Below are 25,809 nucleotides of genomic sequence, written 5' to 3' on the forward strand. Positions count from 1 at the left end.
TTTTTGTCGAGGGCAGTGGCGTAAAAGCGCTACTGCCTTTTTTTATGCTGGGGATTCGGTGGCGGATTCTAAGACCGCAACGACCTGCTCCAAATCGTACAGCTTTAAAGCATGTTGTATATTTTGATAAAGGGGATCGTGTTTATCAAAGGAGGCTTGGCAAAGTTGGGCCACAGCATCGAAATCGCCTTCTTGTGCGGATACTTTGATGCGGCTGATCAGGGTGGGGGACAGTGTTTGTCTGATCGATGAGGTAGAAGATGCCGCAACGGGCTTAACTTCGTGTTCTACTGACATCTCTTGGCTCGCTTGAGGGCTTACTAAGCTTGTGCTCAATTGCTCTTCAATAACGGTTATTAGCCAGTTAAAGTCTATGGGTTTGCCAACGAAGTCACTAAATCCCTGTTGTAAGTAATAGCGGCGTTCATGCTCTAGGCTAGAAGCCGTCACTGCTACGATGGGGATTCTCGCTAAACTGTAATATTGTCTCAGTTTATTGAGCAAGCTTACACCGTCCATGGCGGGCATGCGTATATCGGTGAATACGATATCGGGTTTTAGCTCGCAGGCTTTGCTGAGCCCTTCTAGGCCGTCCTCTGCTAGGATAATGTTAAAGCCGGTATCCAGTAGAAATTGTTTGAGTATGTCGCGGCTCATGGCGTCATCTTCAACGATGAGCGCTGTAAATTGTTGATCAGGGGGCAGTATCAAGCCCTGCTCAAAGCTAACAAGGCTTTTATCAACTGGCGTTAATGGCTGCTGAGGCAAGGGTAAATTGATGCGTACTTGAGTACCTTGGTGAAGGACACTCTCCATAGTCAACGTGCCGCCAAGCGCTTCAACGATATGGCGTGAGAGTACAAGCCCTAAGCCAGTCCCGCCGTTTTGGTTACCCGAGCGTCCTTGCACAAAAGGCTGAAATAACTGGTTTAGTTCTTGTGATGATATGCCCGCGCCAGTATCGCTGATACAAATACGGACTTCGTGTTTAGTGCGATGAGCTTCGACACGCACTTCACCTTGTTGTGTAAATTTGATGGCGTTGTTGATGAGGTTGATAATGACTTGCCCAAATTTAGTTTTGTCTGTGGTGACCCAGTCGTTTTTATCTATGTTTATGTCAGCGATTAAGGATAGGTGTTTAGCATCAGCTTTTTCTTTATGAAGCGTTATAAGCTCAGTCAGTTCATCGGTTAAGTTAATAGAGTCTTGGTTTAGCGTGAATTTACCGGCTTCAATTTTTGATAGATCTAATACATCGTTGATCAAACTCAGCAACCGTTGCCCCGCATTATTAATACGCCGCACTTGCTCTTTGCATTCGCTGTTAAGGTCTGGCTCCTTCATGAGCAACTGAGAATAGCCCAGCACAGCATTGAGCGGAGTCCTTATTTCGTGACTCATGTTGGTTAAAAAGGTTGATTTACTGGCGTTAGCTCGGTCAGCTTCTTGTTTTGCGTGTTCTAGAGCCAGCTGAGTTTCTTTTTCAGCCGAGATGTCGATGATCACATCCCCAATGTATAAAGGTTCGTTATCTGGGCCTAAAACTAAAAAGAAAGTTTCGAGTGTCGGTATGGTTTTGCCATCCGGCGTTAAGAGCTCAAGCTCGCCTCGCCATAGCCCGTGATTGAGTACAGCTGGCAAAATTTCTTCGGCTATTTGGGTGTGGTACTCAACAGGATAAAAATCATAAAAAGACCGATTCAAGTACTCGGCTTCGTCATTACCTAAGAGCCAGCGACAAAGGGTAGGGTTTAGATAACACATAGTTGTATCAAAGTGTGCCATTCCCATGCCCTGTTCGGAATACTCTGCAAAGAGTTTAAACTGCTCAAGCTCTTGAGTCAGTTGATAACGCTCGGTGCTGTTACGGGAAACGGAGAGTATGCCGGATACATCACCGTTCTCATCAAAGACGGGCGTTTTTATTATTTCAAAATAGGACGGGTTGCCATATGAGTCGGTCGCCCAAGTTGAATACGCTTTCTTCTCTGTCGTTGCTATTACTTGTTGCTCAATGTCTGCTATCGCTTCACTCAGCTCTGGGTTTAATAGGCCTTGGTCGCTATACCCAATAAGGCTTTCACTTGGACAGAAAAAGTTCTGAAAAGCGTTGTTAGTGAATACATATTTTCGATCCAACCCTTTAAGCGAGACTAAATCTGGCATGGTATCTAGCAGGGAGGCGAGCAGTTGATCTTTTTGTTTCAGCTCCGTAGATGAGCGCCTGAGCTCTGTGATGTCTTCAATTGTACCTGCCAGCTTACGTTGGCTAGTGATCGAGCCTTTTTGAATACCTCGGCCTTTAATCGAAATCCAAATAGGCGTGGTATCGGATAACGGGTTTTTGAGTCTGCACTGGATATCGAGCAAGTTGATATCAGTGGGTAGTGCGTCGCTAAATACCTCGATTGGCCCAAAGTCAGGAGCTTCTAACAGTGACGTAAAGGCTGCTATAACGTGAGGTTGGTCTTCGGGTTCAATCCAGTTGTAGAGGTCATTTAAATGATGCGTAGCCGATTGCTCTGTGATACCTACGTTTTCGAGGAAGGCGGGGGATAAGTATAATTTTAAGGTGTGTTTATTGAGTTCCCATTCTCCGGCATTAATAGCGGCTAGCGCTTGTGCATAACGTTGCTCTCGGCGTTCAAGCCGTTTTTGCTGACGCCTAGCCATGATGATCCATATAAATAACACGACAACGACGGAAACCGATAAGCCTATTAGGCGCCATAAATCTCGGTTGTCTTGAAAGTAGTCGCTGTTTTGAAGATACCAAGATTCAGCAATTTGATATCGTTGCTCGGGTGATAGCGAAGCAATGGCTTTGTTGAGAATACTAACGAGTTCTGGCCAGTCTTTTCTGACAGCTAAACCTAATTCAATATTGATAGGAAGCTGGCCTCGTAAATGCAAATGAGCTGAGTTATTGGCTTTCGCAATGTGAAATTGACCAACCGTCTGCGTGATCACTAGGTAGTCTATTTGCCGGTTATTCAGCTTTTCGAGACCGTCCTGTATGGTGTCCACATCGATCATATTAGCTTGAGGGTAAGCCTCCCATAAATCCCAAACGTATCCATATTCTTTGACAATACCAATGGGGGCGTCGCCTAGCTCATTTAGATCCCTGATGGGGGTGCCAACTTCACGAGAGAGGACAACCAACGGGCTGGTTATGTAAGGGGCAGTAAAAGAGTGCGTTCGGCTGACCGTTTCGTTAGCGAGCACATCTGAAATGACATCAACCTGGCCTTGTTCTGCCATTTCTATCGCTTGTTGCCAGCTGGTGTTCTGTTTTATTACGAAATGGATGCCAAGCTGCTTTTCTATTGTTGCTAAGTAATTGGCAACTAAGCCTATGTAGGTGCCGTTTGTGTCAAAAGCCTCAAAAGGCAGCCAGTTAGGGTCACCCGTGAAGGTTATTTCAGGATGATCAGCAAGCCAGGCTGCTTCATCGGCTGATAAGGTAAGTGGTGTGACTCTCACTTGCGCAATGAGCGACGGGTTACTAAATAGTAGTAATATGCAGGCGGTCAGTATGAGCTGTGAAGTCTTTCTGATCACACCACTTCCTTTATTTGAGATAAGCGTTCGATACAGGCCGGTGTCAGCAGTTCGGGGCGATGGAAGTGGTAGCCTTGCCCCCAGTGTACGCCAATGCTTTTAAGGAGTGTGGCAATGGATTCGCGCTCGACAAATTCAGCCACCACCGGTTTGTTGAGCTTGGCAGCAATATCAACAATGGAGCGAACCATTTCGTAGTTAGCCTCAATGTGTTCCATATCACGGATAAAGACGCCGTCTATTTTTATTTGGTCGAACGGCAATTCTCGTAAATAGTTGAATGAAGCGTAGCCGCTACCAAAGTCATCAATAGAGATCTGGCAACCTAAATGACTGATGTCTAACAGCATGTTGGCAGCACTTTCTATATTGACAAAGCGCTCGGTTTCAGTAATTTCAAAGACGAGAAGCTTGGCTGGCAGTTGATACTTTTTAAGTACGCTGGCGATGTATTGACATAAGTCGGGTTCGCCTAGAGTTAGTGCTGATAAATTGATTGAAATTGATGATATTTGTTGATGTAAGCTTGGATGATCGTGCAAAAAAAGACAAACATGTTCTATCATCCACCGATCAATACTCGGGGTAAGATGGAAGCGCTCAGCTGAGGGCATAAATTGATCGGGTGTGAGTATTTGGTCGTTACTTGCATCATATAAGCGAACTAGCGCCTCCATTTTTATGGGCTCATGCAGACCAAGAGGGTTGTCTTTAAGCGAATTTATTTTTTGGACAAAGATACGAAAGTGATCAAACTTTAGCGCATCGACTAAGCGTAGCGCCCAGTTGATACGAGTGCGGTTTACGACAGCTAAAGGTGTGTTCTCATTATAGGTGGATATTGCTTTGCCGCCTTCCTTTTTCGCTAAATACATGACTTCATCTGCCATAATTAATAGCTGGTCGAAGCTGTAAATGTCTAAATTGAAGGGCACAATTGCAATGCTAACGCCTACGTTAAAAGAGCGCTCATCCCATTCAAATGAAAACTCTGAAAACTGTTGGTAAATAAGATGCGCTAACGACTGTGCTGCTTGGTTGCTCTGTCTATTACTGACTATGGCAAAACGGTCACCACCTATACGAGCAAAAAAGTCGTCCTTCGTTAGACAGTTAGCTATGAGTTCTCCACATTCTTTAAGTAGCTCATCACCAGCAATACATCCGCAGCTTTCATTAATTAAGCGAAACCGATCAAGGTCAATCTGTAAAAAATTAGCCGGTTGGCTACGGAGCTGAAACGCTTCAATGGTATCTGCAATGTGTGCGTCCAAGGCGTTGCGGTTATAAAGCCGCGTTACGAAGTCGTGCTCTGCTAGGTATCTCAACCTATCCTGCATATATCGCCGTTCGTTAATTTCTTCACGTAGCTGCTGATTAGCGACCGCTAGTTTTGCTGTCCGATCTCGCACTTTCTGCTCAAGTTCATTGTTTAGTGCTTGCATCTCGCGTAACAGCGACAGACGCTCGAGTTGATGCTTAACACGTGCGACCACTTCATCGGTGTTGATTGGTTTAGTAATGTAGTCATTTCCACCGACGCTAAAGCCTAAACTAATATCATCTTGGCGTCCGGTAACGAAAATTATGGGTAGGTCCGCTGTCTTTGGGTTTTGCCTTAATTGCGTACAAACCTCAAAGCCATCAATACCAGGCATCATAACGTCCAGCAACACTAAATCCGGCGGGTTCTTATTGATGAGTGATAGCGCGCGTTCGCCTGACGTGGCTACTAGAACTGTACAGTCCAGTGTTGAAACGACCCGTCGTAATATATCTATGTTGTCGGGTGTATCGTCGACGACTAGAACTTTTAAAGACATCCGTGCCGCTCCTAAAGTCGAAAAATAGTGCGAAAGTACGTTCTCTTTTTTATGGTTTGCAAAGAGTAGGCTTGTGTTCCTAAAGCAAAGGAAGGCGTACCGTTATATGCTTAATTATTAAGCAATATATAGTTAACTGGCGCCAATTTATAGGTTTAATCGCGGGTTTAGTTCTGCGCTAGCTTCAGCCCCCAGATATCAAGGCTGTATTTGTTGTTATCCATTTCGGCTATTCCAGGAAGATGCCCCCACTGCGTAAAACCATGATTCTCTAATAGTGAAATGCTAGCGCGATTGTGAGAAAAGACAAAACCGAGCAGGTTCGAAATGTTCAGTGTGGGTGCTAGGTCAATGCAGTATGCTACTAATTGCTTGCCTAGCCCTTGGCCTTGGTAGGCAGAGTCGATGTATATGCTGAGTTCAACAGTGGCATAATATGCAGGGCGGCCGTAAAAATCGTTTAGACTGGCCCAGCCAGCAATTTGATTGTCGATTTCAGCGACTAGCAATGGGCGCTTTTCGTGATGAGCTGTAAACCAGTCATGGCGGCTTTCGACACTCACAATGTGCGTATCGGCTGTTGCTAATCGACTTGGGATAGTTTGATTGTAGATGTTAACAATATCAGCTAAATCATCGATAACTGCGCGGCGGATGTTGATAGCCATAAAAGTGACCCTTGTAAGGTGAGGCTTAGGATTGTTTATACGGATAATATAGTAAAGATGAAGGCGCAACGTGGATGCTAAAAACGAATGCGCTTGCTATAACACTGTATAGTTCATTAATTAGTTAGGATAGATTATGCGAAAATTGCAGCGTGCATTAAAGTGCTTTGTTACCGCCTGTACTTTGTTAACATTGAGTGTTTATGCTCAAGAGGACAAAAACCTCGGTAATCCTGAATCAACCCATCAAGTGGGTACGATACCCGTAGCTCTAAGTGTCTATAAGAGCCCAACGTGTGGCTGCTGTGCCGAATGGATTACACACGTCGAAGAACGTCATTTTTCAACCCAAATACACCACCCTAGAAGCCTAGCTGAAACTAAGTCCCAGTTAGGTATCGATGCTAAGTATCGTTCGTGCCATACGGCTGTTGATGCTCAGGGGTTTGTCTTCGAAGGCCATGTACCCGCCAAGTTGATTTCTCAGTTTTTAGCTAACCCACCCGCGAATGCTTTGGGGTTGTCGGTGCCAGGTATGCCTGCCGGAAGCCCCGGAATGGAAATGGCGAATACCTTTACGCCGTATCCCGTTTTGCTCTTAATGAAGGATGGCTCAGCGCAGATTTATGCCACGATAAAAGATCAGGATCAGCAGTATTAATTAAGCCCTCCATTAGGGGCGTCGGTTGCAAGTGCCGCGCTTGTTTTGGGTAGCTATATAGAGCAGTTATCGGTAGCATTAGCGTTTGATTTTTAGTGTGGTATGAGCGGTTTATGAGTTACCAGGTACTCGCAAGAAAATGGCGTCCAAAACGTTTTACCGAGATGGTAGGGCAGGAACATGTTCTCAAGGCGTTAGTTAATGCGTTGGATGAAGATCGGTTGCATCATGCATACCTCTTTACAGGGACGCGTGGTGTAGGCAAAACATCAATAGCGCGTCTATTTGCAAAGTCTTTAAACTGCGAGACCGGTGTATCTTCTGAGCCTTGCGGCGTCTGTAGTGCATGTCGTGAAATTGCCGAAGGTCGTTTTGTTGATTTAATTGAAGTTGATGCCGCTTCGCGAACCAAAGTAGAAGATACCCGGGAGCTGCTCGAAAACGTTCAATATGCGCCGACACATGGGCGCTTTAAAGTGTACCTCATAGACGAAGTACATATGTTATCCAGCCACTCTTTCAATGCGCTGTTAAAAACATTAGAAGAGCCGCCTCCACACGTAAAGTTTTTATTAGCCACTACCGACCCACAAAAACTGCCAGTAACCATTTTGTCGCGCTGCTTGCAGTTCAACCTTAAAAACTTGATCCCTGAGCGTATCGTTCACCATCTGCAGTTTGTTCTGGGTGAAGAGCAAATTGCGTTTGAAGATCCGGCATTATGGTTACTGGCGCGCTCGGCTGATGGCTCTATGCGTGATGCTTTGAGTTTGACAGATCAAGCAATTGCGTTCGGTGCCGGAAGCGTTAACGAAAACGACGTGCGAGCTATGCTCGGAACGATTGATCAGCGTTTGGTGTACCGTATGCTGGATGCGCTTGTAGCGCATGATGCTAAGCTGCTTTTAAGTTCGGTAGCGGAGTTGTCTCGTTTTTCTCCGGATTATATGACTGTCCTCGGTGATATGATCAGCTTGCTGCACCGTGTAGCTGTCGCGCAAACGCTCCCCGAAGCGGTTGATAATAGTATGGGAGACCAACAACAGGTCACGACATTAGCGGGCCAGTTAACCGCTGAAGATGTGCAGCTGTTTTATCAAATTGCATTGATGGGGCGTAAAGACTTACCGTATGTGCCGGATGCACGGGAAGGTCTTGAAATGGTGTTGCTGCGTATGTTGGCTTTCCGTCCAGCCGATACTGCCGCGCGCCCGGTAACATTGAATCCCTCTTCAGACAGTAAACCGACAGAAAGCCAAGAAGCACCTGCTGGGTTAGCTCCGGTAACTGATCAACCAGCACCGGTCGAGCCTCAAGCTGAATCAGCTCCTATCGCTGCGCAGTCTGTCGAACCAATGCCAGCATCAGAGACGTCAAACTCTCGTACTGAAGATACGCCTCCATGGGAAGAGCAGCCGTTAGATAAACCGCAAGAGGCTGCCCAGCCTTCAGTTACAGCAGTACCATCACGAATAAACGCGCCGGTAGAGCCTTCTGCTCCTTCAGCATCCGATTTAGCACCGCCGTTTTATGATGAAAGTGATATTCCAGCTCAGGAGGCTGATGAGAACTACGCATCAAAAAAGCCTTCTAATGCGAGTGAGCAACCCTCGCAGAATGTATCCCCTGCGGAGCATAAAGCACCAGTAGTGGCGGCTTCTCAGCAATCCAGTGTGGCTGTACCCCAGCGCCAACCAATGATGGATGCTGCTAACGCGATTGAAACGCCCGACTCATCAGCCGAAGCGCACATCGTCAAAACAGCCGATATGCCGCCGGTAACGTTAGATAAGAAAATTGCATTCAACGAATTTTCGCTCGATTTGTGGGTCTCAGTCGTAAGCCAGTTAGGCTTGACAGGTATGACAGCCAGTTTGGCCAATACGTTATCGCTAGAAGAGGTCGGTAGTGCTGAGCTGGTTTATCATTACACAGCTGATCAAGAAGCGTTACTTAGTGGTGTTCATAAAGAACGCATTCAAGATGCTATCTTGGACTATTTTAATGCCTCTATTGAAGTAAAATTTGTTAAAAATACGCAAACAAGAGAGACACCCAGCCAATATTTTTCGCGGAAAAAGGCTGAGCGTTTAGAAGAAGCGATAGTCTCCTTTGAGCAAGATCTTGTTGTTCAAACGTTAGTAGAAGAGTTTCAAGGAGTGGTGATACGCGACTCTATTGTTCCGATTGATACGAACGGCTTATAAATATCCTATGATAGCCAGTCTATAGACAAGAAAAGGTGATTGAAAATGATGAAAGGTGGAATGGGCAATATCATGAAGCAAGCCCAAAAAATGCAAGAAGATTTGCAAAAGGCGCAAGCTGAAATCGCTATGGCAGAAATCACCGGCGAATCAGGTGCGGGGCTTGTTAAGGTTCAGATGAATGGCCGTCACGATGTTAAGCGTGTCTCTATCGATGACAGCTTGATGGAAGAAGATAAAGAGATTTTAGAAGATTTGATTACGGCAGCGGTCAACGATGCTGTTCGTAAAGTTGAATCTCACACTAAAGAAAAAATGGCTTCAATTACCGGCGGCATGGGTATGCCACCGGGCTTTAATATGCCTTTTTAAATTATGTCATTAAGTCCACTTATTCAGCAGTTGGTAACGTCTTTACGCTGCTTGCCGGGTGTTGGGCCTAAGTCCGCGCAGCGTATGGCGTTTCACTTATTAGAGCGTGACCGTGAAGCCGCTATGGAGTTGTCGCAGGCGTTGCAACAGGCTGCTGAAAACGTGGCTCATTGTGAACGTTGTCATACTCTCAGTGAGGCCAAGATATGTGCTTTGTGCTCGTCCTCTCAGCGGGATGAGTCAACGCTATGTGTCTTAGAATCCCCAATGGATGTTATGGCTATCGAGCAAACCAGTGGTTTTTCGGGGCTATATTATGTGTTGGGCGGTCATTTATCGCCAATTGATGGCATAGGGCCAGAAGATTTGGGGATCGACGAGCTATTAGCGCGTGTGCGCAGTGGCGAAGTTAAAGAAATGATATTAGCGACTAACCCTACTGTTGAAGGGGAGGCAACAGCACATTACATCGCTCAACAGCTTAAAGGTACAGATGTAAAAGTAACACGTATAGCGCACGGGGTGCCTGTGGGCGGCGAGTTAGAATATGTCGATGGCGGCACGTTAGCGCATGCACTAGCAGGCCGCCGCTTATTATGAGAGAGCCGATGAACGAAAAAGCCTATGATTGGTCGTTATTAGAAGCGGCAGCTCATGATCCTGTGTACGTAACAACCAATGAAGAGTTAGCCGCCTATTGCGATCATTGGCTGTCGTTACCGATGATTGCACTCGATACCGAATTCCAGCGTGTAGATACTTTTTATCCTATTCCCGGTTTGATACAAATCGCGGATGATCAGCGTTGCTACTTGATTGATCCATTAGAAGTCACTGATTTCGAGCCGTTGGTTAATGTCTTTAACAAACCCGATTTGCTCAAAATTATTCATGCAGGCAGTGAAGACTTAGAGCTGTTTAATCATACGTTAGGTGCTTTACCTAGCCCTATCTTTGACACGCAAATGGCAGCTGCTTTTGCGGGTTGGGGTTTTACGATGGGGTTGTTGCGCTTGGTTGAGCATGCCTTGGGGGTGCAGCTTGGCAAAGGAGAGACAACATCGGACTGGTTACGTCGTCCGCTTAGCCGTGATCAAGAGGTGTATGCGGCCTTGGATGTTGCATATTTGCCCGCGATTTGTCAGCAGTTAACAACTATTTTGCTAGAAAAAGGCTCATTAGACTGGCTGATGAGTGAGTCGATAGATGTACTGGATAATGTAATAGATAAGGATCCAGAAGGGCATGTATATTATCAGCGCTTTAGCCAAGTGTGGGGGCTGCCTCCTCATAAGCTAGCTGGCTTGCGTGACTTGACGAGCTGGCGTGAGCAACAAAGCCGAAAACGTAATGTGCCACGTAACCGGATATTACGTAACCAAACGTTGATTACGTTAATAGAGCGTTGGCCACGTAACTCGCTAGAGCTATCACGAGTACCAGATATGCGTTCTAAAATAATCCGTGAAGACGGCGATACTATTTTAGAGATTTTGGCTAATGCGAAAGACAGTGCTGAAAAGAACCCTGCAGAGCCGATCAATAGGCCTTTACCTATAATTTGGAATAGTCGCTTAAAAAAGCTCAAAGCAATATCGAGATCGGTAGCTCAAAAGCGTGGTATAGCTCCGGAAATTCTATTGCGTAAGAAGGATTTGGACGCGCTGGTGCGGAGTAAGGAGCTTACAGGTGAATATCAGTTGCCCCCCGCTCTATGTGGGTGGCGTCGAGAGTTGATAGGTGAAGCGCTATTAGCTCAACTCAAACAATTTGAGCAGTAGGGTGTTGTATGTTGATTTGTAGTATTTATAAAAGCTCTAAAAAAGATGAAATGTATCTATATGTAGATAAACGTGATGTGCTAACGGCTGTTCCTGATGAGCTAATGGCTATGTTTGGTACTGCTATACACGTAATGGACATGCCAATGAAAGAAGGGCGAAAGTTAGCTCGTGTGGATGTAAAAAAGGTGTTGGCAGGTATTGTTGATAAAGGGTATTTTTTGCAAATGCCGCCGCCTAAAGATGATTACATGCTTGATCTTTTTAAAGGCCGACCTGAGTCAGGTGTGCGCTAGTGGTTGCCCAAGAGGTCTTTTGGCGTAGTAAAACACTTGAGCAAATGACTCCTATGGAGTGGGAGTCTTTATGTGACGGTTGTGCGTTATGTTGTTTGCATAAAATAGAAGACGAAGATACGGACGAAGTATTTTATACAACGGTAGTGTGTCATCTCATGGATGATAACTGTCGTTGCACTCAATACGAGAAGCGTACCGAGTTAGTGCCTAGTTGTGTAAAGCTACGTCCTGAGGATGTGTCGGAGTTTCACTGGTTGCCGCCGACATGTGCATATAGGCTTGTTTATGAAGGGAAGGATTTACCTGAATGGCACCCATTATTGTCAGGGCGTGATGATTCAGTTATTAAGGCGAATGCCTCTGTATTAAGTATTTATGAAGTGAAAGATAATGAAATCAGTGAGGACCAGCTGATTGATTATGTTTTAGCTGACTAATAGGTAGTGTAGATAGCGAATGGCGCTAATCAGATGTCGTTTGTGTTGAGACTAAATAAAAAAGGGCATTAAAAAAGGAGCGCTAAGCGCTCCTTTTTTGTGGTTACTCAAAACACGTCTTAGTTGTTTTGGTTAGCCATTTGAGCTTTGATCAGATCACCGATAGTCGTTGGACCAGCGGTTTCAACTTCTTGGCTACGAACAGCGGCGATAGCTGCTTTTTCGTCTGCCTGATCTTTAGCACGGATAGAAAGAGCGATAGCGCGGTTACGACGATCGATGTTAACGATCTTCGCTTCAACTTCTTCGCCTTCTTTCAGTGCAGTAGTTGCGTCTTCGATGCGCTCAGCGCTGATCTCAGAAACTTTCAGGTAGCCTTCGATGCCTTCAGCCAGTTCAATGGTAGCGCCTTTAGCGTCTACAGCTTTAACTGTACCTTTAACGATAGTGTTTTTATCGTTTGCAGCAGCGTATTCAGCAAATGGATCGCTGTCTAATTGTTTAACGCCCAAAGAGATACGCTCTTTTTCTGCGTCGATAGACAGGATAACCGCTTCAACTTCGTCACCTTTCTTGAATTGACGTAATGCAGCTTCTGCATCGCCTTCCCAAGTAATGTCAGACATGTGAACCAGACCGTCAAGGTCGTTTTCTAGGCCAACAAAGATACCGAAATCAGTGATCGTTTTGATCTGACCAGATACTTTATCGTTAGTAGCGTATTGCTCAGCGAAAGCAACCCATGGGTTGATTGTGCACTGTTTAATACCTAGAGAAATACGACGACGCTCTTCGTCAACGTCTAAGATCATAACTTCAACTTCTTCACCGATCTGAACAACTTTAGATGGGTGGATGTTTTTGTTAGTCCAAGACATTTCAGAAACGTGTACTAAGCCTTCTACGCCGTCTTCGATTGATGCGAAGCAGCCGTAATCAGTCAGGTTGGTGATGCGCGCGTTGCACTTCGTGCCTGCTGGGTAACGGTTTTTGATAGCTTCCCATGGATCTTCAGACAACTGCTTAAGACCTAGAGAGATACGGCTAGTTTCTTTGTCAAACTTGATGATCTTAACAGAGATCTCGTCACCTGGGTTTAGCATTTCGCTAGGGTGAGAGATGCGCTTCCACGCCATGTCAGTGATGTGTAGCAAGCCGTCAACACCGCCTAGGTCGATGAATGCACCGTAGTTAGTTAGGTTCTTAACGAAACCTTTAACTACTTGGCCTTCTTCTAGCGTAGCTAGAATTTCATCGCGCTGAGCGCTGTTAGCTTCTTGAAGAACAGCACGACGAGAAACAACAACGTTGTTACGCTTCTGGTCTAGCTTGATCAGTTTGAATTCAAGTTCTTTGCCTTCAAGGTGGTCAACATCACGTACTGGGCGAACATCTACCAATGAACCAGGTAGGAAGCCTTGAATGTTGTTGATGCTAACAGTGAAACCACCTTTAACTTTACCGCTGATGAAACCGTTAACTGTCTCTTCTGCATCGAACTTAGCTTGTAAGATTTCCCAAGCTTCAGCACGCTTAGCTTTTTCGCGAGATAGTTTAGTTTCACCGAAACCGTCTTCAACGGCTTCAAGAGATACTTTAACGCTGTCGCCGATCTTGATTTCAAGTTCGTTGGCATCGTTCAAGAACTGAGAACGAGGAATAACCGCTTCAGATTTAAGGCCTGCGTTAACAGTAACCCAGTCGCTATCGATATCAATAACTTCACCAGTTACAAGTGTACCTGGAGTCATGTCTACGTTCTGAAGGGATTCTTCAAACAGTTCAGCAAAGCTTTCGCTCATGAAAGTGTCCTATAGTTTGGCCAGCTAGCCGAGGAATAAGTGGCTTGACCGGCACAGTCCTACAACACCAGCTTGTAGGGTCAGTTATAAAGGCTAGTACATTGTGAAGGCTGGTGCACAATGAGATGCCTTGGAATTTAGTGTGCGTATTGTACAGTAATTGACAGAAATAAAGTAGTGCTATGTCAGATAGCCTCAAAAAGCTAATTTAGCCCTGGCTTGTGTCGGTAGAATTGTTGTCAAGACGTGTGCGAATAGCCAGCTGACACGGGGCCACAACGCTCGATAGATCTTGCGCTAAGGCTTGGGGGAGTATGCTTCCATCATCGGTGCGGAAGTAAGTGGCTAGCAGGCGCTCTTCTTGTGGGGAATTAGCCGCTATGTCTACACCATCGCCTACACAAAAAGCATAAGCGGGTAGATAATCGCTAATAACTTGCTGCTTCTGGTCGGCTGAAAGCATTAAACGGTTTCTTGTAATATAAGCTTTATATTCAGCAGCACTGGCCGCCGCCATAATTTCTATTTGTAGCGTGCTAAAGCGTTCAGCATCTGAGCTTCGAATTAAAAAAGCTTTAACGCGACGTTCAACTTCGTTGAGCTCATCCGCTAAGCGATTAGGTGCAAAGTGTTCATTAAGTTGTTTGTACTCTTCTAAGTCCGCAATACGAGCTTTGAGCGATTCTATCTCTTGTTGTAGTGCTTCATTATTTTGGATGAGAGTGTCTTTATCGTTCAATAAGCCGCGTATGACTTTTTGAGTTGGGGGTATCTTTCCTTCGTCAAAGGTCGATGGGAGTTGTTTCTCGCCGAGTTCGCCGGTTGACTCAAAGCTCCGTGAAGAGGCAACCATTTGGTAACCAAACTGCTCCAGCTCTTTTGCATTGATGGCAGTTTGTTGAGTTATATTGGTGTAGGCAAAATAACCGGCTATCGCAGCAATTACGATAGCTAGAAGGGTTATTATGCCGATCACTAGCCCTTTTTTTGATGATTTTACAGCTGGGCTAGTTTCTTGATCGGTCATAATAGCGGTTGCCTTCAATAACGAAATTACTGGTTAGATGCGGTTTTAAACGACTGCTCTAAAGTAGCTAAGTCTAATAAAATACGTGCACTTTCTTCCAGTATAGCCTCAGATTCTGTCGTTATTGGTCGTCCTGACTTATCTTTTTGCAGTTCATCGTCAATTTCGGATAATTTGCTAATAGGTTTTTCTCCTTTAGCGAGTCGACGGCGGTTTTCTGCATCTAATTGCCATTGTTCGGCAGCATCACGTTTTGCTTTTAATTGCTCTTTGTTAAGCGGTAAAAGCTCATCATCTTTAGTCGCTAAAACGCGAGCGATTTGTTCGCGCATAAAGTTGAAGTCGGGTTGGCTTTTCACACGCTGGTTATGCAAGGTTACAAGCTCTTTTTTTACCGGTGGGAGGTCGGTATAAATGCCGTGGCGTGCTTGTTTAACAGTGTCCCATGGTAAAGCGCCGTCGAGTGCACTCTCGCCGATTTCAGTCGGATCGTAGAGACTCGGGAATTCGATATCGGGTATAACCCCTTTATTTTGGGTACTTTCCCCTGAGATTCGGTAAAATTTAGCGTGGGTTAACTTAAGTTGGCCATGCTCCAGAGGCTGTAGAGTTTGCACTGTGCCTTTACCAAAAGTTTGGCCGCCCAAAATAACACCTCGGTCATAATCCTGAATTGCGCCGGCAAATATCTCAGAAGCCGATGCGCTAAGGCGATTAACAACTACCGCGAGCGGGCCGTCGTAAGCGACTTTAGGGTTGAAATCACCCATGATATCCACTCGACCATTAGGGTCCCGTATTTGTACTGTCGGGCCTCGATCAATAAAGAGTCCCACTAGTTCGTTGGCTTCACGCAATGAGCCACCGCCGTTGTTTCGAAGGTCAATGACAAGTCCTTCAATGTTTTCGGTTTTGAGCTCGTTAATTAGTTTCTCTACGTCACGTGTAGTACTTTTATACTGAGGGTCGCCTTTTTGGAGGGCAGCGAAATCAATATAGAAGGCAGGTATGTCGATGATGCCTACCTTATGAGAAATACCCTTAGGGTCTTCTATGTTGAGAACGCGCTTTTGTGCTGCTTGTTCTTCTAGTTTGACGGTATTGCGCTCGATGGAGACTACTTTGCGAATCGTTTTGTCTTCGCCATCAGAGGGGATGATTTCTAAACGGACGGTTGATCCTTTTGGACCACGAATGAGATCAACCACGTCGTCTAAACGCCACCCTACAACGTCTTCTATCTCTCCTGTTTTACCTTGGCCTACACCCACGATAACGTCGGCTGGTTTTAACTGACCATTCTTATCAGCAGGCCCAGCAGGCACTAAACGAACCACTTTGGTATTTTCATTTTCACTTTGAAGCACGGCGCCAATGCCTTCGAGCGACAAGCTCATGTTAATCTTAAAGTTTTCGCTGCCTCGTGGCGAAAAGTAAGAGGTATGCGGATCAAAGTGTTCTGTAAAGATATTGGCAAAGCGCTGAAATACGTCTTCACTTTTTGTTTGGGATAAACGCGCTTGTTGGTTCTTGTAACGCTTAAGAAGCGTTTCGCGCGCTTGGGCTTCGGTTTTGTCGGCTAGAACTAGGTTGAGCAGGCCGCTCTTAATGCGTTTGCGCCATAAATCATCCATGTCTTGCTCTGTCGCTATCCACGGATCATTGGAGCGGTCGGTGTCTATTGATTCATCTAACTCAAAATTAAAGGGCGTTGGGTCTTCAAGGCGAGCAATTACTTTTTCTAGGCGCTCGTTAATACGTTGTTGTATACGGTTGAAGATAATATACGCAGGATGCAAGTCGCCTTTGATGATGCTGTCGTCTAATTGGTCTTTGTATGCTGAAAACTCATCAATATCTGATTGGTAAAAGTAACTTCGGGCAGGGTCAAGTGCATCTAAATACTTAGAGAGGATTTCTTCAGAGAGGGCATCATCGATGGTAACTTTGTTGTAATGCCCAGCCGTTAGACGAGCCGTAATTTCTTGAATTGTTTTGGCGTGGACTTTTTCCGGTTGTAAAGCCGTCAACTCTACGTTGGCAAAAGCCAAGGTTGGCGCTAGTGCCAATGCAATTAACGATGAACGTAATGTGATCTTCATAACAACTCTACTTCCGGTTCCGTTTCATGTGAATTAAGACAGGCAGTTGCGTTAGTTGTTCCCTCTAACCTGCACTGTGAGTGTAGCTATCGGCTTGGTTAATGTAAAATCAATACCTTATTACGTTTGTTTTGTAACGTAGGATCACCATTAGGATTTAGAATTGATGAAAAAACGCACTGTATTTAAGCATTTAGGTGCTGTTTTCTGCGCTTGCGTGTTACTGGTGGGCTGCAGTGATGCACAAGAAGAGCGCCAACGAGAGGCATTTAGACAGTCTTTAGTTGATAAAGCGGTCAATGATGATACGCGTAAACAAGGGGATGCTTTTTTAGCAGAAAACAAGGAACGAGATGGCATTATCGAAATGCCATCTGGTTTGCAGTATCGCATTTTGAAAACGGGTGATGGTCACGTATCTCCATCGTTTGATCAGGCTGTTGTCGTTCATTATCAAGGGCGGCGAATTGATGGTTTTGTATTTGATGATACCGCCCGGCGAGGAGAACCTTCCGTTTTTCCCGTGAATAAAGTGATAAGGGGATGGCAGCAAGCGTTAATCAAAATGCATGTGGGCGATCAATGGGAGTTATATGTTCCAGCAGATTTGGCATATGGAGCGACAAGCCCATCAACCGATATTCCTGCTAATTCTGTTTTGATTTTTACCGTTGAGTTACTCGATATTCAATCACACGACGGCCGTTCTATAGAAGGATAGTAAGATGAACCAATCCAATGCACCGCTAGAGAGTTTGATCCGCTTTTTAAATGAATCGCCAACACCGTTTCATGCAGTGGCCGCCATGAGTACACGTCTTGAGTCTGCTGGGTTTGAGTACTTAAACGAGCGTGATACATGGAATGTTAAAGCAGGCGGTCGCTATTACACCCAACGGAATGGTTCGTCTATTATAGCTTGGACAATGCCAACCACACGCTCTTTAGTGGATTCTGGTTTTCGTATGGTTGGCGCACATACTGATTCACCGTGTCTGCGGGTTAAGCCTAATCCAGAGATGCATCGTCACGGCTATTCTCAATTGGGAGTTGAGGTTTATGGCGGCGTATTATTAGCGCCATGGTTTGATCGTGATCTTTCTATTGCCGGCCGTGTGAGCTTTAAAAATACCGAAGGCGAACTAGACGCTGCGCTGATCAATTTTGAGAGACCCATCGCCATTATTCCAAGTTTAGCCATTCATCTGGACCGTGAAGCAAACAGTGGGCGTGCCATTAATGCGCAAACATTCCTGCCACCTATACTAGGACAATCGGATAAGAAAGCCGATTTTAGGGCCCTGCTCAAAACGCAGTTAGAGGAGGGCGGGCATTCAGTGAGTGAAGTCTTAAACTATGAATTGAGCTTTTATGATACGCAGTCAGCTGCTTTGATTGGTTTGGACGAAGCGTTTTTGGTGTCGGCTCGCTTAGATAACTTGCTAAGCTGCTACATGGGGCTAACAGCGCTTATCAACGCGAATAGCGACGAGGGCATGTTGTTAGTCTGTAATGATCATGAGGAAGTCGGCAGTATGAGTGCCGTTGGTGCGCAAGGTCCAATGTTGGAGCACCTGTTGGAGCGTTTAGTAGTAAAGAGTGAAGACCGGAGCCGGATGTTAGCGCGATCTATGATGATTTCCGCTGATAACGCCCATGGAATCCATCCTAACTTTGCAGATAAGCATGATGCTAACCATGGCCCTTTGTTGAACAAAGGTCCCGTGATTAAGATTAACGCCAACCAGCGTTACGCAACAACAGACGTGACCAGTTCTCAGTTCCGTTTGTTAGCACAAGCTGTTGGGGCCAATGTGCAGGAGTTCGTTGTACGCTCGGATATGGCATGCGGCAGTACGATAGGGCCAATTACTTCGGCTGAAATAGGGGTTAAAACGATTGATATTGGTGTGCCACAGTTTGCCATGCACTCTATTCGCGAAATGGCGGGTACTGCAGACGTGATGGATACAATAGAGATCTTTAAAGCATTTTATCAATTAGAAAACGTGTAATAAGCGAATGGGCTTATGTTCCTCAAAGGAGTAAGCCCATTACACAACAGCGACAGTGCGTCGATTAAATGTGAGATGTACTTCTGACGGGTATCTCTAGATCTATTGAGCGTGAGCTAGGCCACTCTTTGAGTCTGAGCAGATTGATTGTCAGTGTTGTAAAAGCCTTCTAAAAGCATTTCCCACATGTTTTCGTGGAAATGCAGGTAGCTGTCACACGCTTTGCATTTAAAAAGATGACTGCCCGGAATTTTGCTGATTAGGTTTAATTGCTGGTGTGCAGGCTTATTGTGTTGATCAATTAATTTATTGCACTCGGGGCATGTAGTTGACATGGGATAGCATCCTTGCTGGTTTCAAACTAAAAAATATATTAGTAGAAATTAATACGTGAAAAAATAGGACTTATTCCTATTTTTGATCGCGATTCATTTTTTTGATTGTAATGTCTCGCTACTTGTGTGATTGCTCATCTTCTTGAGATGGACAAGAAAAGGGGCTGGCGGTCGGCGTTTACATCAATTTACTAACGGAAATTCTATGCTACATATTACAAATGGTGATTTTGCTTCTCAGCGTATTCGAGAGCTGGATATTGAGGGCGGGCAATTGGCATGGTCGGATGTGCTGCACGAAGGCCCTGTACCTGGCAACCTGACATTAGAAGAAATGTCGATGGTGAGAGCGAGTTTTATTGCTGATTGCGGTTGGGCAACGAATATGGAGGCTCAGTTTCACTTTCAGACCCGTGACGCTGTTTTTTTAAGTGCAGCAAACACCGGTGATGTTGTGCTGTGGGTAACCCATGAGTTATACGATCAACTGCACATGATGCAGGTATTGGCATGGTATGCGACAGAAGGCGCGGATAAAGCAAAGCCCGAACTCGTGTTTATTGATCAGCATTTAAGCCCTGATACACCCGCAGCAGCAGTTACCGAAGCGTTTTCTAATCGTCGACAAGCGACACAGGATGATATTCAGCAGGCTTATCAGGCATGGGTCGCTTTTACGGCTTTAAATCCTCGTAGCTTAGAGTCAATTGCTGCATTTGACACTAGGCTTCCGTTCCTTAAAGCAGGTATTGAACGGCTTAAACATGAGTATCCTGATCAGCAAGGCATATCGTTAACTGAGCGACATGCGTTAACTGTATTAGCCGGCAGTGTGTCAGCTGCACCGTATGAATTATTTGGCAACGTTCGTCTTAAAGAAGCCGTTCCTTTTATGGGGGATGCGAGTTTTTGGCGAATTCTACAGGCAATGACTGAATCCGCGCAGCCACTCATGACCTGTGATGATCAAGCACGTTTTGAGCTGCCAGGCTTATATCAACATGCCGATAACTTTAATGAGCGCCGTTTAGCAATTACTGATGCGGGCAGGGCTGTTTTGGCTGGGGAGTTGGATTGGCTAGTTGAACACGCTATTCACCGATGGGTTGGGGGTGTTAGATTGCAATCACCAGGTTGTTGGCGCTTTGATACAAATACACAAAGTTTTGTACGTAAATAAGCGATCCGGTAGTTTTTTTGAACTGTGCAGGTTAGGATGTCGACCACGTTCTGTCAGGTTTTGGGTTTTGTTGGTTTGCTAACTGATTCGGACCCTTTCAGTGAAGCAAATAGACATTGATATGGGAGATTCTCATGCAGGTTGCTGACAAATCCGTTGTCTCAATCCATTACACTCTGACTAACAGCGCAGGCGAGACACTTGACTCATCTGTTGGTCAGGCTCCATTAGCTTATCTGCATGGAGCTAGCAACATCGTTCCCGGTTTAGAGAACGCATTAGTGGGTAAAGCAGTAGGCGATAAACTTGATGTGCAAGTGACCGCTGAAGAAGGTTATGGGCCGTTACGTGAAGAGCTGGTACAAAAAGTACCGCATGAAAACTTTCAAGGCGTAGAAGACTTGCAAGTTGGCATGCAGTTTATGGCGCAAGCCCCGTGGGGCGAGCAGCCAGTTACAGTGGTAAAGGTTGAAGAAGACGGCGTAACATTGGATGGTAACCATCCATTAGCGGGCCAAGATCTCACTTTTGCTGTTGAAATCGTTGAAATTCGCGATGCAACAGAAGAAGAAATGACTCATGGCCATGCGCATGGCGAAGGTGGTCACCACCACTAAGCTAAGCAATAGCTTTAAAAACGCAGCACTGAAAAGTGGCTGCGTTTTTTTTGTCTTAAAATTGAGTGATTGGCCGATACTTAATGTCTGAGCTGTATAAACTATACTTTTAGTCCATCTGTAAGGAGTAGGGAATGCAAGATCGCGTAATGCAAGCGATTGAAACTATATCGTCAGTTATTTACGGTAAAGAACATACGGTAAAACTAGCAGTAACTTGCCTGTTAGCTAAAGGCCATTTGTTGTTAGAAGACCTGCCAGGAATGGGAAAAACGACTTTAGCGCATACTCTTGCGCATGTTTTTGGGTTGGACTACCGTCGTGTGCAGTTTACAAGTGACTTACTGCCTGCAGATGTGTTGGGGAGTATGGTGTTTGAGCCTAGCGCAGGTACTTTTCGGTTTCACGCAGGCCCGGTTTTCACGCAATTGTTGTTGGCTGATGAGGTGAATCGCGCTACAGCAAAAACACAGAGTGCGTTGTTAGAGGCAATGGAAGAGCGCCAAGTCTCTCTCGATGGAACTACCCGCGAACTACCGTCGCCTTTTTTTGTGATCGCCACACAAAACCCAATCACCCAATTAGGCACTTACCCCTTGCCTGAATCACAGTTAGACCGCTTTTTAATGAGGCTTTCTATGGGGTACCCCGACGCAGAGACGGAGCGCCGTTTATTAATGCACGGCGATACTCGGCATGACATTGCTGCTTTACCTGCCTGTTTGTTGGCGGAGGACTTGTTAGCATTGCAGCAGGCGTGCGATCAGGTATCGTTATCCGATGCGGTGGTAAATTATGTACAACGGTTGGCTGAAGCCTCTCGTCAATCAGATTTCATCAGTTTAGGCTTATCTCCACGAGGAGCATTGGCAGTAATCCAATCGGCTAAAGCATGGGCATTTTTGAGTGGTCGTGACTATTTGCTACCTGATGATATACAAGCCGTATTTCCGAGTGTTGTTTCTCACCGTCTGCTGGTTCGCACTGAGTTAGGTACCGGTAAAGATCCAGCTACAGAGCTTTTGTCTCAAGTCGATGTTCTTCAGTAAAGGGTCGTTTTTTGAAAAAGCATTTACAACAATGGTTGGATCAACGATTCCCTGCCAGCAACAATATTAAACTTACACAGAATCGCATCTATATCTTGCCCACAAAAGCGGGCATTGGATATTTAATCGTTGCTTGTGCGGTTTTATTGTTAGGTATCAATTATCAGAATAACCTCGCTTATGCTGTCTGCTTTTTGATGGTTTCAATGCTGATTACAGCGATATTGCATACTTTTTCAAACTTATCGGGCTTACACATTAATACAGGTGCTGTCATGCCTGTATTCGCAGGACAAAATGCTCATGTATCCGTTGTCTTAGCATCGGTTCGAGACCAGCAGCAATTATCGATTGGATTTTTGCGCGAAGCATTTCAAACGACTGATGTCCCTGTGAGCAACCCCGTAACCGTTGTTATATCTCGCTCAACTCGTTGGCGAGGCTGGTTGGAACCGGGGCTTTTAGTGATATCCACGGTTTATCCATTTGGTCTTTTAAAGTCATGGAGCCGTGTTCGTATCGATCAGAAAATATTAGTTTACCCTAGGCCAATTCAAGGCGGCGACATTCAATCTCTGACATCGGGAATCCTCGATGATACGGGTAGTGGGCGCTCCGATGAGAACCTAGACGCGCTAAAAAGTTATGAAACGGGTGAGTCGATTAGCCGTATTGCTTGGAAAGTTTACGCCAAAGGGCAGGGCTTACATTCATTAAACTTTGAGCGAGAATCACAAGATAATATCTGGTTACATTGGGCCTTGTGGCCCGAGCTGACAAGGGAAGCTCGCTTGTCCCGTCTGGCATATTGGGCCGTTGAGCTTAGCCGTCAAAACCTATCTTTTGGTTTGCAAATACCTGGCGCGCGCGTGGAAATAAACCAGGGTGACGAGCATATGCATGCAGTACTAACGTGCTTGGCTCTGTATGAAGGGAAGGAACAGTAATGAAAAAGACTTTGGTTCCTTTGCCTTTTTATGCCGGTTGCTGGCTGGTCATTATGGTGGCAGTGATGAGTATTGCGCATGCGCCCCAGTTGCCACTTTGGTCAATTATTTTTTCGGTTATGACGCTGGCTTGGTCTTGGTTAGTGCTACAGCAAAAAGTGAAGCCGATCTCTGCACTGATGAAGCATCTTGTGATGGCTATTGTGGTAATCGCCACGCTTGCCTCAGCTATTTCTGCCGATGGGCTTGCCGGCTTGTCCACCTTGCTGGTGACAGGCTCTATGTTAAAACTTTTGGAAACTAGAACTAGGCGCGATGGTTGGGTACTAGTGCTCGCTAGTTGCTTTGCTACCGCCGTGAGTTTTTTGTTTAACCAAACCATGTTATCGGCTTTATTGGGTTTGATATCTATAGTGGTCATCTTTTGTGCGTTGGTTTCGATGCACTCGTTTGGCGAATACAATAAACAGCCCTTTAATGCCGCTTTTGTTAAGCCGCTAAGACGCAGTAGCGCGTTATTGGTCCAATCACTTCCGATGATGATTGTTCTCTTCGTTGTGTTTCCCCGGATAGGTCCTTTGTGGAGCGTGGAATATAAAAATGGTGCTGCTAAAACTGGGCTCTCGGAGAGTATATCGCCCGGTCAAGTGGGTCGTTTAACCCGCTCAGACGCTGTCGCCTTTCGAGTGTCTTTTGAAGGAGACCAGCCCCCGCCGCGTCAAGATCGTTATTGGCGGGCCATGACGTTGAGCCGCTTTGACGGTGAACAGTGGTTTATGGATGATTTTTTACGACGTGAAGCCACCGTTGCGCCCAGTGGAACTAGGTCAGAAAATCGCTATCAGTACCAAGTGATAGCGGAGCCATCAGCTAACCCATGGTTATTTTTATTGGACTACCCCACACAGGTGAGTGGTGAGCAAATACAGTTGGCTAGCAATAAAACCACACGCGCAATTAAACCCTTGGACAACCGCTTTACGTATCAGGCAAGTAGTGTAGTAAGTGACCGTTTCTTTCAAACAGAGCTCAAATGGGCTGAACGTTATACCGCGGTGCCCAATGGTGGGAATCCTAAGACGCGTGCATTGGTGGCTCAGTGGCGGGAACAGCGTTTGAGTCATTCCGAAATTATTGAGCAGATTTACAATTTATTTAATCGTTCGTTTCGTTACACCCTATCGCCACCTGTATTAGTCGCCGATCAGCAAGATGCTTTTCTGTTCGATACACAAGCTGGTTTTTGTGAGCATTTCGCATCGGCCACCGCTTATATGTTGCGCCTAGCGGGTATTCCAGCGCGATTGGTTGGGGGATACCAAGGTGGTGAGTGGAATGCCTACGAGTCATATATGTTGGTTCGCCAATTTGAGGCGCATGTGTGGGTCGAGTATTGGCAGCAGGGAGAAGGGTGGATTCGATTAGATCCGACAGCCTTTGTTGCTCCTGAGCGTATTGAGCAATCTTTCGACCAACTTTTTGGCGACGATACAAATTTTGCGGCTGACTCTGCTGCATCTCTCATTCGTTGGGAAAAGCGTTGGTCGTGGGTAGGTGATTTGCGATTACGCTATGATGCGGTTAACTATCGTTGGCACAGGTGGATTTTGGGGTATCATGAAACACAACAATTACTGTTGAGTGATTGGCTGAGCGGTAAAAATCGTCTTGCGTTAATCGCCTTGGTTGTCCTGCCTGTTAGTGTGTTTCTTGCGGTAACGCTATGGTGGTTATTACGTAAAAAAGACCACTACCTAAACGCTAGGAGTCGCGATATTGAAAAGGTGTCACGTCTTCTAGAGCAAAAGGACGGACGCTTACGGCGCAAAAAAGAGGAAACATTGCGCCGTTATTTAGAGCGGGTTGTGGCTTATTACCCCGAGTTGGCAGCTGTTGCGCCAGCTTGGTTAACTGCTTACGAGCGCTTAGAATATTTGCCTCAGGGTAAAACGGCGTCACCCCTGCAAAAAACGTATACTTTTGCCTATCGACACTTTTACCGTGGTGTAAAGCGTTTGTCTGCTAAACGGTAGCAACAGTTAACTGCATCATCTTTATTCATCATGTGTTTGAATCACACACTCAAGGACGTACCATATTTTATATGAACGCACGCGTGCTTAAACAGCCCATCACAATTATGGTTAATGGTGAACCATACGAGCCTGATGTGCGATTCAGCCGACGAAAAACAGCAGCGTTGGAAATTCGCCACGGTGAGTTGCTAGTGCGTGTTCCGCTAAGAACATCCAGAGCATGGGTGCTAAGCTTTATCCAATCGCGAATTGAATGGATAGAAAAGCACTTAACCAGTCAGTGTGAGCAAATGAGGATTCATTTGCCTGACCCTGTTGAACAAAGCCGCGTGCTGTTAAGAGGCCAGTCTTTACACTTCAGTTTCTCGGTTGCGACGGTGGCTAAGTCATATGTTGAGCTAACCGAAGAGGGGGTTGATGCATTGATTAGCACGCGGGTAAAAAAAGCCCCTGAAGAGGCGGCTGTTTTGATCTTGAAGGCATGGTTGCATGAGCAAGCCGAGCTGTTTTTTCAACAGCGTACTCATTTTTGGGCAGGGCAGATGCAGCTTACTCCCCATTGCGTAAAAACAGCCAATTTCAAACGTATGTGGGGGCGCTGTTCATCGAAAGGGGAAATAGCTTTAAATTGGCGGCTCATTATGGCCCCGGAAGAGGCGATTGATTACGTCATTATTCATGAACTTGCTCACCTAGTTGAGTTTAACCATTCTCTAGCATTTTGGGAAAATGTGGAAAAGTTCTGTCCCGAATACCGTCAGTGGAAGCAGTTTTTTCAAGATCGATCATCTTGGTTGCTTTGGTGATTTTCAATATTGATGCCCCCAAATATTTGATTTAGGTCATACCAGTTAGTGCTTTGGTCTTGTTTTGCCGTGACGCCT

The 25,809-nt window shown here is 45.6% G+C and carries 22 protein-coding genes; 15 read left to right on the forward strand and 7 right to left on the reverse strand.

Annotated elements, in window-relative coordinates:
• Positions 1–42 precede the first annotated feature (42 nt).
• From OW491_RS16845 to OW491_RS16855, 3 genes are all read right to left on the reverse strand, one after another.
• The gene (locus OW491_RS16845) at positions 43–3,567 is read right to left on the reverse strand and encodes a transporter substrate-binding domain-containing protein (RefSeq protein WP_290037048.1); all 3,525 of its coding nucleotides are present in this window, start codon (positions 3,565–3,567) and stop codon (positions 43–45) included.
• Positions 3,564–5,390: an EAL domain-containing protein gene (locus OW491_RS16850; protein ID WP_290037050.1), complete on the reverse strand. Its 1,827-nt coding sequence runs from the start codon at positions 5,388–5,390 to the stop codon at positions 3,564–3,566. Before OW491_RS16850 ends, OW491_RS16845 begins: the two co-directional genes overlap by 4 nt.
• Positions 5,391–5,557: 167 nt before the next feature.
• The gene (locus tag OW491_RS16855; RefSeq protein ID WP_290037051.1) at positions 5,558–6,058 is read right to left on the reverse strand and encodes a GNAT family N-acetyltransferase; all 501 of its coding nucleotides are present in this window, start codon (positions 6,056–6,058) and stop codon (positions 5,558–5,560) included.
• 136 nt (positions 6,059–6,194) lie between these two features.
• Between OW491_RS16855 and OW491_RS16860 the strand changes: the two genes are divergently transcribed.
• From OW491_RS16860 to OW491_RS16890, 7 genes are all read left to right on the forward strand, one after another.
• Complete coding sequence (locus OW491_RS16860; RefSeq protein ID WP_215152286.1) at positions 6,195–6,719, forward strand: DUF411 domain-containing protein; 525 nt, start codon at positions 6,195–6,197, stop codon at positions 6,717–6,719.
• A gap of 113 nt (positions 6,720–6,832) precedes the next feature.
• Complete coding sequence (gene dnaX, locus OW491_RS16865) at positions 6,833–8,926, forward strand: DNA polymerase III subunit gamma/tau (protein ID WP_290037052.1); 2,094 nt, start codon at positions 6,833–6,835, stop codon at positions 8,924–8,926.
• 45 nt (positions 8,927–8,971) lie between these two features.
• Positions 8,972–9,298, forward strand: coding sequence for a YbaB/EbfC family nucleoid-associated protein (locus tag OW491_RS16870; protein ID WP_075172692.1), 327 nt, complete (start codon positions 8,972–8,974; stop codon positions 9,296–9,298).
• Positions 9,299–9,301: 3 nt separating this feature from the next.
• On the forward strand, positions 9,302–9,898 hold the full coding sequence (gene recR / locus OW491_RS16875; RefSeq protein ID WP_075172691.1) for a recombination mediator RecR: 597 nt from the start codon (positions 9,302–9,304) through the stop codon (positions 9,896–9,898).
• Positions 9,899–9,906: 8 nt separating this feature from the next.
• Entirely contained in the window at positions 9,907–11,079 is a 1,173-nt protein-coding gene (gene rnd, locus OW491_RS16880) for a ribonuclease D (RefSeq protein WP_290037055.1), read from the forward strand.
• 8 nt (positions 11,080–11,087) lie between these two features.
• Positions 11,088–11,375 (forward strand): YcgL domain-containing protein, encoded by a 288-nt coding sequence (locus OW491_RS16885; RefSeq protein WP_290037057.1) that lies wholly within the window; start codon positions 11,088–11,090, stop codon positions 11,373–11,375.
• The gene (locus OW491_RS16890; RefSeq protein ID WP_075172688.1) at positions 11,375–11,815 is read left to right on the forward strand and encodes a YcgN family cysteine cluster protein; all 441 of its coding nucleotides are present in this window, start codon (positions 11,375–11,377) and stop codon (positions 11,813–11,815) included. Before OW491_RS16885 ends, OW491_RS16890 begins: the two co-directional genes overlap by 1 nt.
• A gap of 119 nt (positions 11,816–11,934) precedes the next feature.
• On the opposite strand, the gene rpsA is transcribed toward OW491_RS16890, so the two are convergent.
• From rpsA to OW491_RS16905, 3 genes are all read right to left on the reverse strand, one after another.
• On the reverse strand, positions 11,935–13,617 hold the full coding sequence (rpsA, locus tag OW491_RS16895) for a 30S ribosomal protein S1 (protein ID WP_075172687.1): 1,683 nt from the start codon (positions 13,615–13,617) through the stop codon (positions 11,935–11,937).
• Positions 13,618–13,825: 208 nt separating this feature from the next.
• Positions 13,826–14,644 carry a hypothetical protein gene (locus OW491_RS16900; protein WP_075172686.1) on the reverse strand — a complete coding sequence of 273 codons (819 nt, stop codon included), beginning with the start codon at positions 14,642–14,644 and terminating at the stop codon, positions 13,826–13,828.
• A gap of 26 nt (positions 14,645–14,670) precedes the next feature.
• The gene (locus OW491_RS16905; RefSeq protein WP_290037060.1) at positions 14,671–16,746 is read right to left on the reverse strand and encodes a carboxy terminal-processing peptidase; all 2,076 of its coding nucleotides are present in this window, start codon (positions 16,744–16,746) and stop codon (positions 14,671–14,673) included.
• Between the two features lie 166 nt (positions 16,747–16,912).
• Here OW491_RS16905 and OW491_RS16910 point away from each other — a divergent pair, with 166 nt between their 5' ends.
• Both OW491_RS16910 and OW491_RS16915 read left to right on the forward strand, forming a co-directional pair.
• Positions 16,913–17,467 (forward strand): FKBP-type peptidyl-prolyl cis-trans isomerase, encoded by a 555-nt coding sequence (locus tag OW491_RS16910; RefSeq protein WP_290037061.1) that lies wholly within the window; start codon positions 16,913–16,915, stop codon positions 17,465–17,467.
• Between the two features lie 4 nt (positions 17,468–17,471).
• Positions 17,472–18,761, forward strand: a complete 1,290-nt coding sequence (locus tag OW491_RS16915) for a M18 family aminopeptidase (RefSeq protein ID WP_215152281.1) — start codon at positions 17,472–17,474, stop codon at positions 18,759–18,761.
• 116 nt (positions 18,762–18,877) lie between these two features.
• Here OW491_RS16915 and OW491_RS16920 read toward each other — a convergent pair whose 3' ends face one another.
• Complete coding sequence (locus OW491_RS16920; protein ID WP_075172682.1) at positions 18,878–19,096, reverse strand: hypothetical protein; 219 nt, start codon at positions 19,094–19,096, stop codon at positions 18,878–18,880.
• A gap of 205 nt (positions 19,097–19,301) precedes the next feature.
• Between OW491_RS16920 and OW491_RS16925 the strand changes: the two genes are divergently transcribed.
• The 6 genes from OW491_RS16925 to OW491_RS16950 all read left to right on the forward strand — a co-directional run bounded on the left by OW491_RS16925 (position 19,302) and on the right by OW491_RS16950 (position 25,731).
• Complete coding sequence (locus OW491_RS16925) at positions 19,302–20,276, forward strand: hypothetical protein (protein WP_290037065.1); 975 nt, start codon at positions 19,302–19,304, stop codon at positions 20,274–20,276.
• Between the two features lie 134 nt (positions 20,277–20,410).
• The gene (gene slyD, locus OW491_RS16930) at positions 20,411–20,893 is read left to right on the forward strand and encodes a peptidylprolyl isomerase (protein WP_075172680.1); all 483 of its coding nucleotides are present in this window, start codon (positions 20,411–20,413) and stop codon (positions 20,891–20,893) included.
• Between the two features lie 134 nt (positions 20,894–21,027).
• Entirely contained in the window at positions 21,028–21,942 is a 915-nt protein-coding gene (locus tag OW491_RS16935) for a MoxR family ATPase (RefSeq protein WP_178969038.1), read from the forward strand.
• Positions 21,943–21,953: 11 nt separating this feature from the next.
• A complete protein-coding gene (locus OW491_RS16940) occupies positions 21,954–22,889 on the forward strand; it encodes a DUF58 domain-containing protein (protein ID WP_083609996.1) in 936 nt (311 codons plus the stop codon).
• Positions 22,889–24,922: a transglutaminaseTgpA domain-containing protein gene (locus tag OW491_RS16945; RefSeq protein ID WP_290037067.1), complete on the forward strand. Its 2,034-nt coding sequence runs from the start codon at positions 22,889–22,891 to the stop codon at positions 24,920–24,922. The genes OW491_RS16940 and OW491_RS16945 overlap by 1 nt, the downstream gene beginning before the upstream one ends.
• A 71-nt stretch (positions 24,923–24,993) precedes the next feature.
• Positions 24,994–25,731: a SprT family zinc-dependent metalloprotease gene (locus OW491_RS16950; RefSeq protein ID WP_290037068.1), complete on the forward strand. Its 738-nt coding sequence runs from the start codon at positions 24,994–24,996 to the stop codon at positions 25,729–25,731.
• Positions 25,732–25,809: the final 78 nt, after the last annotated feature.

This window comes from Neptunomonas sp. CHC150 (assembly GCF_030397555.1).
Classification (GTDB): domain Bacteria; phylum Pseudomonadota; class Gammaproteobacteria; order Pseudomonadales; family Balneatricaceae; genus Neptunomonas; species Neptunomonas phycophila.

What these genes read in the sequence shown, in the direction of transcription:
- OW491_RS16850 (WP_290037050.1), bottom strand. Translation starts at nt 5,390, where the DNA reads ATGTCTTTAAAAGTTCTAGTCGTCGACGATACACCCGACAACATAGAT.
- OW491_RS16855 (WP_290037051.1), bottom strand. Translation starts at nt 6,058, where the DNA reads ATGGCTATCAACATCCGCCGCGCAGTTATCGATGATTTAGCTGATATT.
- OW491_RS16860 (WP_215152286.1), top strand. Translation starts at nt 6,195, where the DNA reads ATGCGAAAATTGCAGCGTGCATTAAAGTGCTTTGTTACCGCCTGTACT.
- dnaX (WP_290037052.1), top strand. Translation starts at nt 6,833, where the DNA reads ATGAGTTACCAGGTACTCGCAAGAAAATGGCGTCCAAAACGTTTTACC.
- OW491_RS16870 (WP_075172692.1), top strand. Translation starts at nt 8,972, where the DNA reads ATGATGAAAGGTGGAATGGGCAATATCATGAAGCAAGCCCAAAAAATG.
- recR (WP_075172691.1), top strand. Translation starts at nt 9,302, where the DNA reads ATGTCATTAAGTCCACTTATTCAGCAGTTGGTAACGTCTTTACGCTGC.
- rnd (WP_290037055.1), top strand. Translation starts at nt 9,907, where the DNA reads ATGAACGAAAAAGCCTATGATTGGTCGTTATTAGAAGCGGCAGCTCAT.
- OW491_RS16885 (WP_290037057.1), top strand. Translation starts at nt 11,088, where the DNA reads ATGTTGATTTGTAGTATTTATAAAAGCTCTAAAAAAGATGAAATGTAT.
- rpsA (WP_075172687.1), bottom strand. Translation starts at nt 13,617, where the DNA reads ATGAGCGAAAGCTTTGCTGAACTGTTTGAAGAATCCCTTCAGAACGTA.
- OW491_RS16900 (WP_075172686.1), bottom strand. Translation starts at nt 14,644, where the DNA reads ATGACCGATCAAGAAACTAGCCCAGCTGTAAAATCATCAAAAAAAGGG.
- OW491_RS16905 (WP_290037060.1), bottom strand. Translation starts at nt 16,746, where the DNA reads ATGAAGATCACATTACGTTCATCGTTAATTGCATTGGCACTAGCGCCA.
- OW491_RS16910 (WP_290037061.1), top strand. Translation starts at nt 16,913, where the DNA reads ATGAAAAAACGCACTGTATTTAAGCATTTAGGTGCTGTTTTCTGCGCT.
- OW491_RS16915 (WP_215152281.1), top strand. Translation starts at nt 17,472, where the DNA reads ATGAACCAATCCAATGCACCGCTAGAGAGTTTGATCCGCTTTTTAAAT.
- OW491_RS16920 (WP_075172682.1), bottom strand. Translation starts at nt 19,096, where the DNA reads ATGTCAACTACATGCCCCGAGTGCAATAAATTAATTGATCAACACAAT.
- OW491_RS16925 (WP_290037065.1), top strand. Translation starts at nt 19,302, where the DNA reads ATGCTACATATTACAAATGGTGATTTTGCTTCTCAGCGTATTCGAGAG.
- slyD (WP_075172680.1), top strand. Translation starts at nt 20,411, where the DNA reads ATGCAGGTTGCTGACAAATCCGTTGTCTCAATCCATTACACTCTGACT.
- OW491_RS16935 (WP_178969038.1), top strand. Translation starts at nt 21,028, where the DNA reads ATGCAAGATCGCGTAATGCAAGCGATTGAAACTATATCGTCAGTTATT.
- OW491_RS16945 (WP_290037067.1), top strand. Translation starts at nt 22,889, where the DNA reads ATGAAAAAGACTTTGGTTCCTTTGCCTTTTTATGCCGGTTGCTGGCTG.
- OW491_RS16950 (WP_290037068.1), top strand. Translation starts at nt 24,994, where the DNA reads ATGAACGCACGCGTGCTTAAACAGCCCATCACAATTATGGTTAATGGT.